We start from the raw sequence: 16,099 nt of genomic DNA on the forward strand, positions 1-16,099 counted from the left end.
CGCTTGTCGCGGGAAAGTGATTTTTTTTACGACAAAAAAAGATCTGCTCGTGTAAGAGCAGACCGGTGAAGCGAATATTATTCGTATTTAAGTGCGTCGCCTTCGAATGATTCATCTGCGACTTTGATTGAATCCGTCGGGCATCCTTCGAATGCATCGATCATATCATCGAATAATGCTTCTGGAATTTCAGCTGTTCCCTTGTTATCATCTAAAATGACGTAAGCCAAGCCCTCATCATCGTAATCATAAATATCTGGGGCAGCTGCGCCACAAGCACCACATGCGATACATGTGTCTTTGTCAACAATTGTAAATTTAGCCATCGGTCATTCTCCTCTCGATTCGAAAACATTGGAAACTAAGTACTGTTCTCATCTATAAGTCATTGTATCGGACTCATGCGCGCATTTCAATGAGGAAGAGGCAGAAGTATGTGAATAAACCGATTGTCGGAGCGAAATCACCTTTTCTGTTTCTTTAATCGATTCAACATGGCATAAATCTGATTGGAAATGTAAAATAAGAACAAGTGTACGAAACAGGAGCCAGATGTATCCTGATGATAAACTAAAGTTAAAACAGGTGATGTAACGGAGGGGAGGACTGACATGGAAAAAACGATTGTGCGACAGGTAGTACTGGAAGCCATTAGTCGATTACAAAATGAACGGACGGATCGAAGCTTATTCCATCTGCTGCAAGGAAAGCGGTCCGCTACTTCCTTACAAGATGCACACTTTTACGGACTGGAAGCAGTTTTTGGAATGCTTCCATTGAAAAAAGACCGGTTTGAGCAAGTCTTACACGAACTGGAGCATGCCGGATGGATTAAGCGGGAACAGAATCTGCTGATGACAGATGCCGGAAAAGCACAACTTGATTCTCCTTTTCTACTGGATGACTTAGGTGGAGAACTGCGCGGCTATCCGATGCAGTTGTGGAAACGGGTCAGTCTGATGATCCAATCAATCGTTTGTCTGGATGAAAAAACCTTTTTTATTCCGGTACAACAAGACAGTGGCGTAAAGGAATGGGTCAAACAACAAATCCGTCAGGTAGCTGACCGGTCCGACTGGAAAGCGACCGTCTATCAGGAATTGAATCAGGCGTTACATCAATTGACAGAACGAGAAGCGATTCTGATCACTTACCGGTTGTCGGGATTAAAGACAGGATTATCGTTTCCTCAATTGAGTGAACGGCTAGGAACGGATTTACTTTCACTCCAGTTGGAATTTGTGATTGCCTGGCGAAGATGTTTACGTGTCTTGCCCGAAGACAGTCTGATTTTATCTTTAGGAAACGACATCAATCATTTCAAAATGACACAGTCTGCGCAAAAAACCTGGAATCTGCTGAAACAGGGCTATACGGTTCCGCAAATTGCTGAACGACGGCGTTTGAAAAAAAGTACAATGGAGGATCATCTGGTGGAAATTGCGATGTATGCTCCCGTTTTCCCGATCGAGCAGTTTGTTGCTGCTGCACAGTATGAAGAGGTCATTCAAATCACCGACCGGCTCCAAACGTTTTCGCTGAAACGGATCAAACAAGAGTTGACACAGGAAATGGACTATTTTCAAATTCGTATCGTTTTAGCAAGAAAGGTGGTTCATTCATGATGGAGGAAGTATTAAAACGAGTCTTTCGGTATGGTGCGTTTCGAGACGGACAGCGGCAAATCGTCGAGTCGGTCCTCGCCGGTCACGATACAGTCGCCATTCTGCCGACAGGAGGCGGAAAATCAATTTGTTACCAACTGCCGTCTTATCTGCAACCGGCCGGATTGACGGTGATTGTATCCCCGTTATTATCGCTGATCGAAGACCAGATCATGCAGATTAAACGCCGCGGGGAACGAGCCGTCGCTAAGTTGACGTCTCTTGAATCCCGCGATCAAAAGGAAGAAATTTTACGTCATCTGAATCAATTGCGTTATTTGTATCTGTCACCCGAACAATTGGCCGCCCCGCAAATTCAACAGCGATTAGCGGAAATTAAAATTAATCTGTTTGTCGTTGATGAAGCTCATTGTATCTCGCAGTGGGGACATGAGTTCCGTACGGACTACGCCAAACTGGGTGAGATTCGCCAACGACTCAGCAATCCAACTTGCTTAGCCTTGACGGCAACGGCAACGGCACAAGTCGAACAAGACATCATTCGGGGACTGGCGCTGACGCAAGCGAAGCGGATTCGCCATTCCGTCAACCGGCCGGAAATTCAACTCATCGTCGAGCAAACCGAGCCGAGTAAAAAAGATGAGGTCTTGAGCCGACGATTGGAAACCGTCAATCGTCCATGTGTCATTTATACGACGACACGCAAAGAAGCAGAACGGATTGCATCGATTGTTCCTCAGGCCGCTTATTATCATGCCGGTCTTGAACCGGAAGATCGCCAACTAATCCAACAACAGTTTCTGCACGACGAAATCGACTGTCTCGTCTGTACCAGTGCTTTTGGTATGGGGGTCGACAAAGGGAACGTCCGGACGGTTATTCATTACACGATGCCGGCGACGATTGAAGCCTATATGCAGGAAATCGGTCGAGCGGGACGGGACGGGCAACCGTCGACCGCAGTATTGCTTTATGCACCGGGAGATCAGCAACTTCAACAATTTTTAGTGGATAAACAATATGCGTCCCTTCTTTGGATTGATCAAGTGACGCAATACCGCGGACGAGGGGAGTCGTTTGAGGCGATTGAGCAACGCCTGCATCTCGATCCGGACGATCCGGCTTATCGTCTGCTAAAAGGTCAGCTTACGGAAGGGAAAACAAAATCCCAAATCATCGAGTGGCAGGAGGAACGGAAAAAAATACGTTTACGTGAACTCATGCAAATGATAAATTATATTCAAAATACGTTTTGCCGCCGAGCATTCATATTGGAACATTTTGACGAACGTCCCGTTGTACAAGACCGGTGTTGTGACAATTGCGGCACGATTACGATGGATGAACCTGTCGTCCGGACCGGTTTTGCCCAACTGGACTGGAAGAACCGGCTAGAAGAAGTCTTTTTTTCATCCCGTCCTTCAGTGTAAACTAATAGTAGTCCTTATTTTTTAGAAAAGGTGATGAAATTGAGTAAACAGGATCAACGAAAAAATCGGCAAGATGAACAACAACGCACGTCCTTACCTCCTCGATCCTCAAGAATCGAACACGTTCGCAATGAACGATTAAAACAACCATTTGCTAAAAATCCACTCGCGATTACACTCACAGTTTTGATGATTACAATTATCATTGCCTTTGTCTCCATCGGTTTCATGATGTAAGCGCACATTATGAACGGAGATTTTTTTCCTTTACGGGTATACTAAAGGGAAGAAGAAAGGAGGCACGGTGCATGGATCGTGGGAAATATAATATCAAAGCAGTTGCTGCATTGGTGGGACTCAATCCGACGACCATTCGTGCTTGGGAACGGCGGTATCAAGTATTGGATCCGGATCGGAGCGAATCAGGCCATCGTATTTACAGTGATAACGATGTTGCCAAGCTGCGTTGGATCGTTGATAAACAAAAAGAAGGGCTGTCGGTTTCAAAAGCCATTCAATTATATGAAATGCCCGTGAATCGAACGGAGGTTCCGATTGATTATGGAATCGAGCTGCGGGATCAATTGTTCGAAGCACTGACGAATTTCGAAGAACGACATGCCCATGACATTATGAACAAAGCATTTTCGATGTTCAGCTTTGATAAGGTCATCCAAGACATCGTCGGTCCGTTGTTACATGAAATCGGGATGCGATGGGAAAAGGGAACGATTACGATTGCCCATGAACATTTCGCGACCGCTTTTTTACGGGCACGTCTCTCGACATTGTCTCTTCAAATGCCGATCAATCCATTTTTACCACGCATCTTGTGTGTCTGCGCGCCGGAAGAAGAACATGAACTCGGATTGCTGTTTTTTACGCTGTACCTCCGTCAGAGCGGATTCGATGTCATCTTCCTTGGAGCGGGTATTCCTGTACCGGATCTTGTAACAGTGACGAAACAGCTGACGCCTCGAGCAGTCGTGCTATCATGTACGATCTCGGATCATTTGAAGGACTTAGATGAAGCAATTGACCAGATTCAAAAGCAGGCACCACAAACGGAAATCGGTTTAGGCGGCTATGCCGTTGAGCAGCATCCGGAAAAGTACGGAGATATGTTACTTGGATCCGATGACAACGCTTGGAAAAGTTGGTTAAGTCGACTCACTCCGACAACTGGTGTATAGTGTGAGTCATATCGAACGGAGAGCATTTGTACTCTGCCGAGTAACTGGAGGAGTCTAACATGAGGTTTGAGCAATTTAAGCAAGGTCATTTACGGGTCTTCGTATCAAAACAAGAACTGTCGGTCCATGACGTTCGACCGGAGACATTGGCTGTCGGCAAAGGCCAGGCTTTATTACGTAATTTACTGGAAGAAGCTGAATCGAATTATGGATTTCATGCAGTCGGGACCCTCGACTTTTTTGTAACATTTTTCCCGAACGACGGTATGTTGGTCGACGTTCGGCGTGAAGGTGCCCTGCCGGAAGAAACGTTTGAGGAATTTGATCAAGTTGAGATTCGGATGACGGTCGATATCGTCCACCATGTCCTCTATCAACTCGACCAATTGGAAGATGTCATTCAGGCGAGTCATGGTTTGGCACGTCACATCGATCAAACGGAAACGGGTGGCACACTGTATTTCTTCGAAGACCGCTATTATTTATACTTCCAAGAACAAATGAAGCAACATGTCGAGCAGACTGTAACGACAATTTTGTCGGAATACGGTGTACCCAGTCCGAAAAGTCCGCTCGTGATGTCCGAATACGGAAAAACCATCCTGTTGGAACAAGCCGTTCCAACAATGATCGCAAGCTTTACACCTTGATTCCGATGACTGTCGTTAACGGGAATTTTCAAGATGTAACTAAAAAGTCACTTCACCGAACGCAATCGGGAAGTGACTTTTTATATATCCGGACGGTGGTTGCGACCAATTTGTGTTTTTTCATACAAAAAGTGATGGTATGATAAGCATTGAACGTAAGATGAAGGAGTGAACAAGATGAAAGTGGCAGTATTGTTTGGCGGAATTTCCGGTGAACGGGAAGTTTCATTAAATAGTGGGAAATCGGTAATTAATGCGCTGGAAAGTAAAGGGCATGAAGTCGTTGCCGTCGACTTTCATCCAGAGCGTGCAGAAGAAATTTTAAATCTACAAGTAGAGGCCGCTGTCATTGCCCTTCACGGCAAATATGGTGAGGATGGCCGTGTCCAGGCGCTGCTCGAGATGGCGGGTATTCCATATACCGGTTCAGGAGTGTTGGCATCCGCGTTAGCGATGGATAAAGCGCGCTCTAAGGTACATTTTGAAAAGGCGGGAATCCGGATTGCACGTGATGTCTTGGTCGAGCGTGGAGATGACATCGAACAAAAAATTAAACAGTGGGACGCCCAGTTTCCTTGTGTCGTCAAACCGGCCCAAGAAGGTTCTTCGAATGGGTTGACGATTGCGATGGATGAGCAGATGTTACGTCAAGGTATTGAACTGGCTTTCCAGGCGGATGATGCCGTCTTGATTGAACAATTCATCAAAGGACGTGAAGTGACGGTACCGGTTCTCGGGGCAAAAGGACAAGAAAAAGCATTGCCGGTCATCGAGATTATCCCGAAAAATGAATTCTATGACTATGAGTCGAAATATGCCATCGGCGGATCGGAGCACATCTGTCCGGCACAGTTCGATGAGAAGACGACGCAAACATTACAGGAATGGGCTGTTTTGGCCCATCAAGTATTAGGATGCGCCGGCTATTCCCGGACCGATTTCCTCGTTCCCGATGAAGGGGCACCGGTTATTTTAGAAACGAATACGTTGCCGGGAATGACATCTACGAGTCTGTTCCCGGATGGTGCTCGGGCCGTCGGAATCGACTATCCGGAACTTGTGGAAACGTTTATTGAACTGGCAATCACACGTCATGAAAGCGAATCGGCCAGTAGAAAAAACTGAAAATGAAGTAGATGGTAGAAAGCGCTTACAAATATGATGGGAACCCCTTTCATTACGGCTCGGAAAAAGGTATACTTTATCCGAACAAGGAAACGGCATAGGGGATGCCACTTATGGGGAGGAACGTTGGAATGATCACTGACCAACAACACGCAAATCATCGCAAGAATGTACTCGAAGCAACACAAGAAATCGTCAAGGAAGCTCTTGAGAAGCTGGGTTATCCAGACGAAATGTATGAATTGTTGAAAGAACCACTTCGGATGCTGACGGTCCGGATTCCGGTTCGGATGGATGACGGATCGACAAAAATCTTTACCGGATACCGTGCCCAGCACAATGATGCGGTCGGTCCGACAAAAGGCGGAATTCGTTTCCACCCGAATGTCACGGAAGTCGAAGTCAAGGCCTTGTCCGTCTGGATGAGTCTAAAAGCGGGAATCGTCGATCTGCCTTATGGTGGTGGTAAAGGCGGAATCATTTGTGATCCGCGTGAGATGAGTTTCCGTGAGATTGAACGATTAAGCCGCGGTTATGTCCGTGCCATCAGTCAAATCGTTGGTCCGACGAAAGACATTCCAGCACCGGACGTCTTTACGAATTCACAAATCATGGCTTGGATGATGGATGAGTACAGTCGAATCGATGAATTCAACTCACCAGGCTTCATTACAGGGAAACCATTAGTCCTTGGTGGTTCGCATGGTCGTGAGACGGCGACGGCAAAAGGTGTCGCCATCATGATTCGTGAAGCGGCTGCTAAAAAAGGAATTACACTTGAAGGAGCACGTGTTGTCGTTCAGGGATTCGGTAATGCTGGAAGCTTCTTGTCGAAGTTCATGCATGATCTTGGTGCAAAAGTCATCGCCATTAGTGATGCGTACGGTGCGTTACATGATCCGAACGGTCTTGATATTCCGTATCTGCTCGATCGCCGGGACTCATTTGGTACCGTCACGACACTTTTCAAAAATACCATTTCGAATAAAGAGTTGCTTGAACTGGAGTGTGACATTTTAGTACCGGCAGCCATCGAAAATCAAATTACAGAAGATAACGCCCATGACATTAAAGCAAGTATCGTCGTCGAAGCAGCGAACGGTCCAACGACTAACGAAGCGACGAAAATTTTAGCGGAACGTGATATCTTGATTGTTCCGGATGTCCTTGCTTCGAGTGGTGGCGTTACCGTCTCTTACTTTGAATGGGTGCAGAATAACCAAGGATATTACTGGACGGAAGAAGAAGTTCATGAAAAACTTGAAAAAGTGCTTGTCAATTCCTTTAACCAGGTGTATCAGACGGCACAGACAAGAAATGTCGACATGCGACTTGCGGCATACATGGTCGGTGTCCGGAAAATGGCGGAAGCATCACGATTCCGCGGTTGGGTTTAATCTCAGTCAGCTCACTTCGTCTAGAAGTGAGCTTTTTTGTATGGTTATTTCTTTCTTCGACGGGAAAGATTTGCTAAGATGAAAAAAAAGCAAGTGGAAGAGGCGAAAGAGATATGTTGGATTGTATCGTCATCGGCGCGGGTCCTTGCGGATTATCCGCGGCAATTGAAATGCAGGACCTTGGACTGACTGTCGAAGTCATTGAAAAAGGAAACATCGTGGAAGCGATTTATCAGTATCCGACACACCAGACATTTTTTTCAAGCAGTGAAAAATTAGAAATCGGCGGTGTGCCTTTCATCAATAAAGAATTAAAACCGAAACGGCAAGATGCCCTTGTCTATTACCGGGAAGTCGTGCGGCGAAAAGAGGTCACTGTGCGACCGTTTGAGACGGTTCAAGACGTCGCACGTATCGAAGGTGGGTTTAACGTGACATCGCTCCGGAACGGGCAAGTTGTGACGCGGACGGCCAAATCAGTGGTGCTGGCGACCGGTTACTACGGATTGCCGAACCTGATGAACATTCCGGGCGAAGACTTACCGCATGTTTTCCATTACTTTAAAGAAGGCCATCCGTTTTACGGTCAGGATGTCGTCGTCATCGGCGGAAAAAATTCGAGTGTCGATGCGGCCATCGAGCTCGAAAAGGCAGGCGCCCGTGTGACGATGCTGTATCGCGGGGAATCCTATAGTCCGTCCATTAAACCGTGGGTCCTGCCGAATTTCGAATCGTTGGTACGGGCAGAAAAAGTAACGATGGTGTTTGACGCGACGATTGATGAAATTACAAATACGGAAGTGCGATATTCCGTTCATAGTGAACAATCGGCTGTCAAAGCAGATTTTGTATTTGCGATGACAGGATATACACCGGACATCGGTCTTTTCGCCGATGCGGGCATCGAAATCGATCCGGAAACAGGGATTCCCGCATTTGACGAAACGACGATGGAGTCGAACGTTCCGGGAATCTACATTGCCGGTGTCGTGGCCGCTGGTTATGATGCCAATAAAATCTTCATTGAAAACGGACGATTCCACGGCGGATTGATTGCAGACAGTCTCAAACACCGCCTGAAACCGGAAACAGCTCGACCGTGATTCATAGGCAATAAAAGGGAGAGGCCTCTACGGAAGCCTCTCCCTTTTGCCTGCATAATTTTATTCGACGCGGAAAGATTCTTCCAAAGCATGATGATTGGCACCTATTTCAAGTTCAATCATTAACTTCAACCGTGCTTTTTGAGAATTCAATCCATTCGAGAAGATCACGCCCAGTTCTTTTAACTGTTGACCGCCTCCCGTATAGCCGTATACGTCCTGGACAATCCCGTTAAAACAACGGCTGACGATGACGACAGGCATCTGTTCGGTTAACGACTGGATCGCATCGACCAGGCTTGGCGGCACGTTTCCTTGACCGAGAACTTCGAGCACTAGACCGTCGTATCCGAGTTCGCTGATCGCAAGCAGTAAGTCCGGTTCCATCCCGGCATAGACTTTCAAGACAGCGACACGTTTACTCAATTGTGTCACCATATGAGTCGGTTTAAGAAGCGGAGTATTAAATAAGTACACGTGATCTTTTGTGACCATCCCTAAATTTCCAAAATGGACGGATTTGAACGTATCGACTGAAGAAGTATGGGTTTTCGTGACATTAAACGCCGAGTGGATTTCTCCGTTAAAGACGACGAGGACGCCTTTGTCTTGAGCAGCCGCACTGACGGCAACCCGTAAGGCGGTAATCAAATTAAATTCACCGTCTGATCCGACTTCGTTAGACGAACGCATGGCACCGGTCAAGACGATTGGGATAGGAGCTCCGATTGTGAGCTGGAGAAAATAAGCGGTTTCTTCCAATGTATCTGTGCCGTGCGTGATGACGACTCCGTCATATCCACCGGTCTGTAACTCCTCTTTAATGAAATGAGCCAGCCGCAACATGATTTCCGGTGTGATGTGTGGAGACGGCAGATTCGAGAAGTGACGCGTCGTAATGTCGGCGATATCGGTCGCACGTGGCAACGAGGCGTCCAGAGGATTGATCTCATTCGGTAAAACGTGACCGGAATGATTTTGCGCCATCGCGATGGTGCCTCCGGTATGAATCAAAAGTAATTTTTTCATTAAACAGTTGTCGTCGGATAACGAACAACCTTCACCTTCTTTCCGGTCATTTTCATTAACATTGTACCCTTTTTTTCAAGAGAAACAATGGGTGCGGTTTTCTTTTCCGTGAGAAACCTTTATTCTAAGAGAATAGGAAGGGGGAGGAGACGTGTTACCAATCGTTTTCTCAGGAATTGCCCCAGGAATTGCATTGCTGACATATTTTTATTTACGCCACGAACACGAGTCAGAACCCGTAGGCTATATCCTACGTAGTTTTATTTTCGGGATACTTCTTGTTTTTCCTTTAATGTTCGTTGAATACATCATCCAAAGTGAATTTGGTGGACTCGAATCGATTCAATTGGTTCGTTCGGCCGTGACGGAAGAGTTTGCAAAATGGTTTGTTGTCTTTTATACCGTGTATATTCACCAACGGTTTAATGATTATTATGACGGAATCATTTATGCCGTCGCTTGTTCCTTAGGATTTGCGACACTGGAAAATATTTTATATTTAATGGTCAACGGGACGGTTGAACATATGGTTTTCCGTGCCTTGTTACCGGTCTCAGGGCATGCTTTATTTGCAGTCATCATGGGATTTTTTATGGGAAAAGCCAAGTTCTCGACGCATCCGTATCGTTGGCTAGCCTTATCAATTTTCGTTCCGATGATTGTACACACTATCTTTAATTTGTTAATATTGGAAAATGGTGGTATATCGGTTGTGCCGATTTTATTTATGATCGGATTATGGATTGTCGGCCTGTATCAAATTCGAAGCGCCAATCGCTTGAACCAACGACACAACAGAAAAAGTAACTGAATAGAATGGGCTGGGAGAGAGTAAGATGATAGAAACTGGAGATTTAGTCATGTTGACTAACCAAGAGGACCGTCAAGGACGGACGAAAGTGACGGCCGTGACCAACCGGTTAATCTGGATCGAGGCACCGAGTGAAGTTTCGACGTTAAAAACCTTTATTTTATCGGATCAGGAACAAGTTGGATTTTATTTTTTTAAGGAAAAAGGAAAGCTGTATGGATTTGAGACCGAAGTCGTCGAACGTCAAAATGATCCGTTAAGAGGTCAGCGGTATGCGTTACGCCGGCCGAAGGAAGAAATGATCCAGCGTGTTCAGCGCCGTCAGTTCGTCCGGGTGCCTCAATTGTTGGATGTAGCAGTTCACCCGCACAAAACAGCGTTTGAACCGTTCACTTCCGTCACGCTCGATTTATCGGCAGGCGGTATTTTAGTATTGGCAAATCAAATTCCGATCGAAGTAAAGGATGAGCTCGAATTAACCTTCATACTGCCGACGGGAGACGGTGTGACACATACGGTTGATGTATTGGCAGAACTTGTTCGTGTTGACCCGCGAGAGACGCGGTATGAACTGGCCTTTCAATTTACCCGGATCAATGACCGGAGTCGGGAACTAGTCTTACGGCACTGTTACCAAGCGCAAATGAAAAACTCACGGCGTGGAACGAACCCATTCACGTAAGCGTATTTTTTTGCTATGATAACGGTCGATACTATACACCACTTACGTTGGTGAAGATGGAAGGAACGAAGTCACTCATGAAGAAGATTCAAATTGCCTTAGACGGACCTGCAGGTGCCGGGAAAAGTACGATTGCCAAACAGTTAGCATCACATCTTGATTATGTTTATATCGATACGGGAGCCATGTATCGTGCGGTCACACTGGCTGCATTGGAACAAGGACTTGATTTAGAGAACGGACCGGTTCTTGGAGAATTGATGAAATCACTTGATATCCGACTGACGCCGGGCGAACAGGGACAACGTGTGTTCATCGGAGAACGGGAAGTGACGGATGCGATTCGGACAAATGAAGTCACGAACAATGTTTCATTTGTCGCCCGCCAAGCAGAAGTCCGGTCAGCACTGGTCATCGCACAACGTAAACTGGCGGAACGGGGAGGCATCGTCATGGATGGACGTGACATTGGGACGGTCGTCTTGCCGGAAGCCGAGCTGAAGGTCTTTTTGACGGCATCGGTCGAAGAACGGGCCAGCCGCCGTCACCGGGAGAACATTGCCCGTGGAATGGACAGCGATTTAAAGGGGTTACAGGATGAAATCGCGCTGCGCGACAAGCGGGACAGTGAACGAACGGTCTCACCGCTCAAACAGGCAGATGATGCGATTTATCTCGATACGACAGAACTGAACATTGATCAAGTCGTTGCGCGACTGACTGAACTGGCAGAGGGTGCTTTAAAATGAAACGAAACGAATTTGTCTATCGGCTTGCACGATTCATCGTTCTGATCATTGCCAAAACGGTGTTTCGTTTAAAAGTGACAGGTAAGGAAAATATTCCGTCGGACGGATCGCTTTTAGTCTGTGCCAATCACAGTTCCAACTGGGATCCGGTGTTCTTGGTCAGTGCCATTCCGACAAGTCGCTCTGTCCGCTACATGGCGAAAGAGGAATTGTTCAACATTCCGGTTCTCAAACAAATCATGATTTCAGCCGGAACGTATCCGGTCGGTCGCGGACAAGGCGATCGCCAAGCGTTGAAGCGGACGATTGAATTGCTGAATTCGGATGAAACGGTCGGGATTTTCCCGGAAGGAACGCGGTCGGCTCCCGGCGAGTTTACATCTGCTCAACCCGGCGTCGGATTCTTTGCTTTACGTTCGCCAGCCCAAATCTTACCGATCGCCATCATCGGCGATTACCGTCCGTTCCGCCGGATGCGTGTTGCTATTGGAAAACCGGTTGATATTTCGGATTTAAGAGATCAACGGGGAGCGGCAAAGGCAATTTCCGAACGGATTTTGGAAGAAATTAAAACCGTCTACTTCAATCACGCGTAATGCCTTGACAAATAGTCAGAATTGTAAGAAGTTAGAAGAAGGTTAAACGTATTCATACGTTTCTTGTACTCATCGTGAGGAGGTTGTGTTGGAATGGTCGAAGAAATGAAAGATATGCCTGATTTTGAAATTCATCGGGACCAGGTAGTAACCGGAACGGTCGTGAAGATTGAAGACAAGCAAGCACTCATTGATATCGGATATAAGACAGAAGCAATCCTGCCGATTAGCGAAGTATCGAGTCTCCATCTGGATGACATTCAAGGTGCACTCAAAGTCGGTGATGAACTACAAGTAAAGGTCAAGAAAATTACAGATGAAGAAGTAGTCGTTTCCAAACGTGAAGTCGATGCCTTACAGGCATGGGAAAAAGTTGAGGCGAAATACGCATCGGGTGAAATTTTTGAAGTCGTTGTGAAAGATATTGTCAAAGGCGGACTGGTCGTCGATATTGGTGTCCGCGGATTCATTCCTGCTTCGCTTGTCGAACGCCACTACGTGGAAGACTTTTCGGATTATATCGGTCGGACGATTGCCGTCAAGGTCGTCGAACTGGATCAAGAAAAAAATCGCGTCATTCTTTCGCATAAAGCCGTTGTCGAAGGTGAGCTGAATGCAAAGAAAAAAGAGACACTGGAACATCTTGAAGTCGGACAGGTGCTAGAAGGAACCGTCCAACGTCTGACGGACTTCGGAGCATTCGTTGACATCGGCGGTGTTGACGGGTTGGTTCACATTTCAGAAATGGCACATCACCGCGTGGAACGTCCGTCGGATATCGTGACGGAAGGACAAAAAGTTGAAGTGAAGGTCCTTGGTGTTGATCGGGACACGGAAAAAGTCAAACTCTCGATCAAAGAAACGCAACCGGGTCCATGGCAACAGATGGAAGGCAAAATTGAAGCGGGAGACATCGTCAAAGGACGTGTCCGCCGGATCGTTCAATTTGGTGCTTTCGTTGAGCTGGCACCTCAGGTCGAAGGATTACTTCATATTTCGCAAATTGCCAACCGCCATATCGGCTCGCCGTCCGAAGTGCTTGAAGAAGGTCAGGAAATTGAAGCAAAAGTTCTCGAGGTTCATCTTGCGCAACATAAGATTTCCTTATCGACACGTGTGCTTGAACAGGAAGATTCGTCGAATGATGACTACTCTCAGTACACGGATCAAAACGAAGGATTTTCGGTAGCCGATCTTTCTGAGAAGGAATCGGATACAAAAGAATAAGGCAGTAAAAGTGAACACGAAACGTGTTCACTTTTTTTATGTTCCGATAGATATGGTATAAAACCGCTTCATTTGGTACAATAGAACGGCTATGAAGCGAGAGAAGAGAAAGAAGGTGTTGGGATGGCAATTCCAGTAGTGGCGATCGTAGGTCGCCCAAATATCGGAAAGTCGACGATTTTTAACCGGGTGATTGGAGATCGGGTTTCGATCGTAGAAGACAAGCCAGGTGTTACCCGCGACCGTATATACGGAACTGGAGAATGGCTGAATCGTCATTTTCATTTGATTGATACAGGTGGAATCGAAGTCGGGGATGAGCCCTTACTTCAAATGATGCGTCATCAGGCGGAGCTCGCCATTGATGAAGCGGACGTCATTATCTTTATGGTCAACGGCCGTGAAGGGATTACGGCAGCGGATGAAGAAGTGGCGAACATGTTATTCCGTTCAAATAAACCGGTTGTCGTCGCTGTTAACAAAGTGGACAATTTTGAAATGCGCGATTTAATGTATGAATTTTATTCGCTCGGATTCGGTGATTTATATCCGATTTCCGGTACACACGGTTTAGGACTCGGAGATATGCTCGACCGCGTGCTTGAACTGGCACCGGATAAAGAAGATATCGAGTACGATGAGGATACGATTAAATTTGCTTTAGTCGGACGTCCGAACGTCGGAAAATCAAGCATGACGAATTCGATTCTCGGTGAAGAACGTGTCATCGTTTCGAGTATCGCTGGTACGACACGCGATGCGATTGATACACCGTTCTCACGGGATGAGCAGGAATATGTCATCATCGATACAGCCGGTATGCGTAAACGCGGAAAAGTCTATGAATCAACAGAACGATTCAGTGTTATGCGTGCACAAAAAGCCATCGAACGGGCAGATGTCGTCTGTGTCGTATTAGATGGTGAAGAAGGAATCATCGAACAAGATAAGAAAGTCGCCGGTTATGCCCATGAAGCAGGCCGTGCCATCGTCATCGTCGTCAACAAATGGGATGCCGTTGAAAAAGACGATAAAACAATGAAAAAAATGGAAGAGGAAATTCGCGAAGAATTCCGGTTCCTTGATTATGCCCCAATCGTTTTCGTCTCTGCGAAAACAAAACGTCGTTTACAAACGTTACTTCCTGTCATCAAACAAGCAGCGAAGAGCCATGCCCAACGTATTCAGACAAGTGTCTTGAATGATGTCATCGTAGACGCTGTAGCGATGAATCCTGCACCAACGGATAAAGGGGTTCGTCTGCGGATCAACTATGCAACACAGGTCGCTTCCCGTCCGCCGACATTCGTTTTATTCGTCAATGATCCGGAATTGTTACACTTCTCATACAAACGTTATCTGGATAACCGGATTCGTGAAGCCTTTGATTTTACAGGAACACCGATTCGGATTCTGGCACGTCAAAAACAATAAGGACAAGGTGAATCATGATGAAAAAAATTGCAGTCATTGGAGCCGGGAGTTGGGGAACCGCACTCTCGCTCGTTTTAGCCGATAACGGTCATGAGGTCATTCTTTATGGTCGGGATCAAAAAAATGTTGATGCCATTAATCAAAATCATGAAAATACGCAGTTCTTACCAGGTGTGACGTTGCCGGAATCACTTCGGGCAACTACTGTTTTAAGCGAAGCTGTCGAAGGGGTATCCCATATCTTGATTGTGACGCCTTCTTCTGCGATTCGTTCTGTATCGCGTCAATTAAACGAATTGTTGACGGAACCGGTCGTGTTGATTCACGCCTCGAAAGGGATTGAACCGAAAACACACTTACGGTTGTCAGAATTGATGGAGCAGGAAATCGATGCCTCCAAACGTTCGGCGATTTGTGTGTTGACCGGTCCATCCCATGCGGAAGAAGTCGCATTACGTAAGCCGACGACCGTAACGGTTGCTTCCACTGACATGGAAGAGGCAGGACGAGTTCAGGAATTGTTTACGAATGATAACTTCCGTGTCTATTTAAACGCCGATATTATCGGAGCAGAACTGGGCGGAGCATTCAAAAACATCATTGCCTTAGCAGCCGGAATGGCTGATGGATTAGGGTACGGTGATAATGCCAAAGCAGCCTTGATCACCCGCGGGATGGTCGAAATTGCCCGACTAGGCACATTGTTCGGTGCAAATCCGATGACGTTCACCGGTTTAACGGGAATGGGCGACTTAATCGTGACCTGTACATCGGTCCACAGTCGGAACTGGCGCGCCGGAAATGCGATCGGCCGGGGCGAAAAACTTGAAACCGTTCTTGAGAACATGGGAATGGTCGTCGAGGGCGTCCGGGCGACACAAGCCGCTTACGATTTAGCAGAAACGAAACAATGTGAGTTACCCATCACGACAGCGCTCTATCATGTCTTATTCGACGGACATACTCCGGCAGAAGAAGTACAGAAATTGATGCGCCGTCCGCAGAAAAATGAGATTGAACATCTGTTTACGATGAAAGATTAACGGAG

Annotated in this window: 17 protein-coding genes; 15 read left to right on the forward strand and 2 right to left on the reverse strand. The window is 46.6% G+C overall.

The window, feature by feature from the left end; all coding sequences use genetic code 11:
- Window positions 1–77: 77 nt before the first annotated feature.
- The gene (locus tag N7U64_RS02500; protein ID WP_012370689.1) at window positions 78–326 is read right to left on the reverse strand and encodes a ferredoxin; all 249 of its coding nucleotides are present in this window, start codon (window positions 324–326) and stop codon (window positions 78–80) included.
- A gap of 285 nt (window positions 327–611) precedes the next feature.
- Here N7U64_RS02500 and N7U64_RS02505 point away from each other — a divergent pair, with 285 nt between their 5' ends.
- From N7U64_RS02505 to N7U64_RS02540, 8 genes are all read left to right on the forward strand, one after another.
- A complete protein-coding gene (locus N7U64_RS02505; RefSeq protein ID WP_318928326.1) occupies window positions 612–1,625 on the forward strand; it encodes a helix-turn-helix domain-containing protein in 1,014 nt (337 codons plus the stop codon).
- Complete coding sequence (locus N7U64_RS02510) at window positions 1,622–3,055, forward strand: ATP-dependent DNA helicase RecQ (RefSeq protein WP_318928327.1); 1,434 nt, start codon at window positions 1,622–1,624, stop codon at window positions 3,053–3,055. The genes N7U64_RS02505 and N7U64_RS02510 overlap by 4 nt, the downstream gene beginning before the upstream one ends.
- A 39-nt stretch (window positions 3,056–3,094) precedes the next feature.
- A complete protein-coding gene (locus tag N7U64_RS02515; protein WP_041261653.1) occupies window positions 3,095–3,292 on the forward strand; it encodes a hypothetical protein in 198 nt (65 codons plus the stop codon).
- A 71-nt stretch (window positions 3,293–3,363) separates the two neighbouring features.
- Entirely contained in the window at window positions 3,364–4,248 is an 885-nt protein-coding gene (locus N7U64_RS02520; protein ID WP_012370686.1) for a MerR family transcriptional regulator, read from the forward strand.
- Window positions 4,249–4,307: 59 nt separating this feature from the next.
- Window positions 4,308–4,898, forward strand: coding sequence for an adaptor protein MecA (locus tag N7U64_RS02525; protein ID WP_012370685.1), 591 nt, complete (start codon window positions 4,308–4,310; stop codon window positions 4,896–4,898).
- A gap of 177 nt (window positions 4,899–5,075) precedes the next feature.
- On the forward strand, window positions 5,076–6,023 hold the full coding sequence (locus tag N7U64_RS02530) for a D-alanine--D-alanine ligase (RefSeq protein WP_012370684.1): 948 nt from the start codon (window positions 5,076–5,078) through the stop codon (window positions 6,021–6,023).
- Window positions 6,024–6,154: 131 nt separating this feature from the next.
- The gene (locus N7U64_RS02535; protein WP_012370683.1) at window positions 6,155–7,420 is read left to right on the forward strand and encodes a Glu/Leu/Phe/Val family dehydrogenase; all 1,266 of its coding nucleotides are present in this window, start codon (window positions 6,155–6,157) and stop codon (window positions 7,418–7,420) included.
- A 113-nt stretch (window positions 7,421–7,533) separates the two neighbouring features.
- Window positions 7,534–8,523, forward strand: coding sequence for a YpdA family putative bacillithiol disulfide reductase (locus tag N7U64_RS02540; RefSeq protein WP_214764217.1), 990 nt, complete (start codon window positions 7,534–7,536; stop codon window positions 8,521–8,523).
- Between the two features lie 60 nt (window positions 8,524–8,583).
- Here N7U64_RS02540 and N7U64_RS02545 read toward each other — a convergent pair whose 3' ends face one another.
- Window positions 8,584–9,552, reverse strand: a complete 969-nt coding sequence (locus N7U64_RS02545; protein ID WP_041261650.1) for an asparaginase — start codon at window positions 9,550–9,552, stop codon at window positions 8,584–8,586.
- Window positions 9,553–9,703: 151 nt separating this feature from the next.
- On the opposite strand from N7U64_RS02545, the gene prsW reads away from it, so the two are divergent.
- The 7 genes from prsW (at window position 9,704) to N7U64_RS02580 (ending at window position 16,094) form a co-directional block, all read left to right on the forward strand.
- Window positions 9,704–10,363 (forward strand): glutamic-type intramembrane protease PrsW, encoded by a 660-nt coding sequence (gene prsW, locus N7U64_RS02550; protein ID WP_012370680.1) that lies wholly within the window; start codon window positions 9,704–9,706, stop codon window positions 10,361–10,363.
- Window positions 10,364–10,388: 25 nt separating this feature from the next.
- Window positions 10,389–11,045: a flagellar brake protein gene (locus N7U64_RS02555; RefSeq protein ID WP_214764230.1), complete on the forward strand. Its 657-nt coding sequence runs from the start codon at window positions 10,389–10,391 to the stop codon at window positions 11,043–11,045.
- A 77-nt stretch (window positions 11,046–11,122) separates the two neighbouring features.
- Window positions 11,123–11,794 carry a (d)CMP kinase gene (cmk, locus tag N7U64_RS02560; RefSeq protein ID WP_012370678.1) on the forward strand — a complete coding sequence of 224 codons (672 nt, stop codon included), beginning with the start codon at window positions 11,123–11,125 and terminating at the stop codon, window positions 11,792–11,794.
- Window positions 11,791–12,390 carry a lysophospholipid acyltransferase family protein gene (locus tag N7U64_RS02565; protein WP_214764238.1) on the forward strand — a complete coding sequence of 200 codons (600 nt, stop codon included), beginning with the start codon at window positions 11,791–11,793 and terminating at the stop codon, window positions 12,388–12,390. The genes cmk and N7U64_RS02565 overlap by 4 nt, the downstream gene beginning before the upstream one ends.
- Window positions 12,391–12,483: 93 nt before the next feature.
- Complete coding sequence (rpsA, locus tag N7U64_RS02570; RefSeq protein ID WP_318928341.1) at window positions 12,484–13,617, forward strand: 30S ribosomal protein S1; 1,134 nt, start codon at window positions 12,484–12,486, stop codon at window positions 13,615–13,617.
- 123 nt (window positions 13,618–13,740) lie between these two features.
- Window positions 13,741–15,051 carry a ribosome biogenesis GTPase Der gene (der, locus tag N7U64_RS02575; RefSeq protein ID WP_012370675.1) on the forward strand — a complete coding sequence of 437 codons (1,311 nt, stop codon included), beginning with the start codon at window positions 13,741–13,743 and terminating at the stop codon, window positions 15,049–15,051.
- 17 nt (window positions 15,052–15,068) lie between these two features.
- Window positions 15,069–16,094 (forward strand): NAD(P)H-dependent glycerol-3-phosphate dehydrogenase, encoded by a 1,026-nt coding sequence (locus N7U64_RS02580; protein WP_041261645.1) that lies wholly within the window; start codon window positions 15,069–15,071, stop codon window positions 16,092–16,094.
- The last annotated feature ends 5 nt before the right edge of the window (window positions 16,095–16,099 follow it).

Source organism: Exiguobacterium sp. K1, from assembly GCF_033721435.1.
GTDB lineage: Bacteria > Bacillota > Bacilli > Exiguobacteriales > Exiguobacteriaceae > Exiguobacterium_A > Exiguobacterium_A artemiae.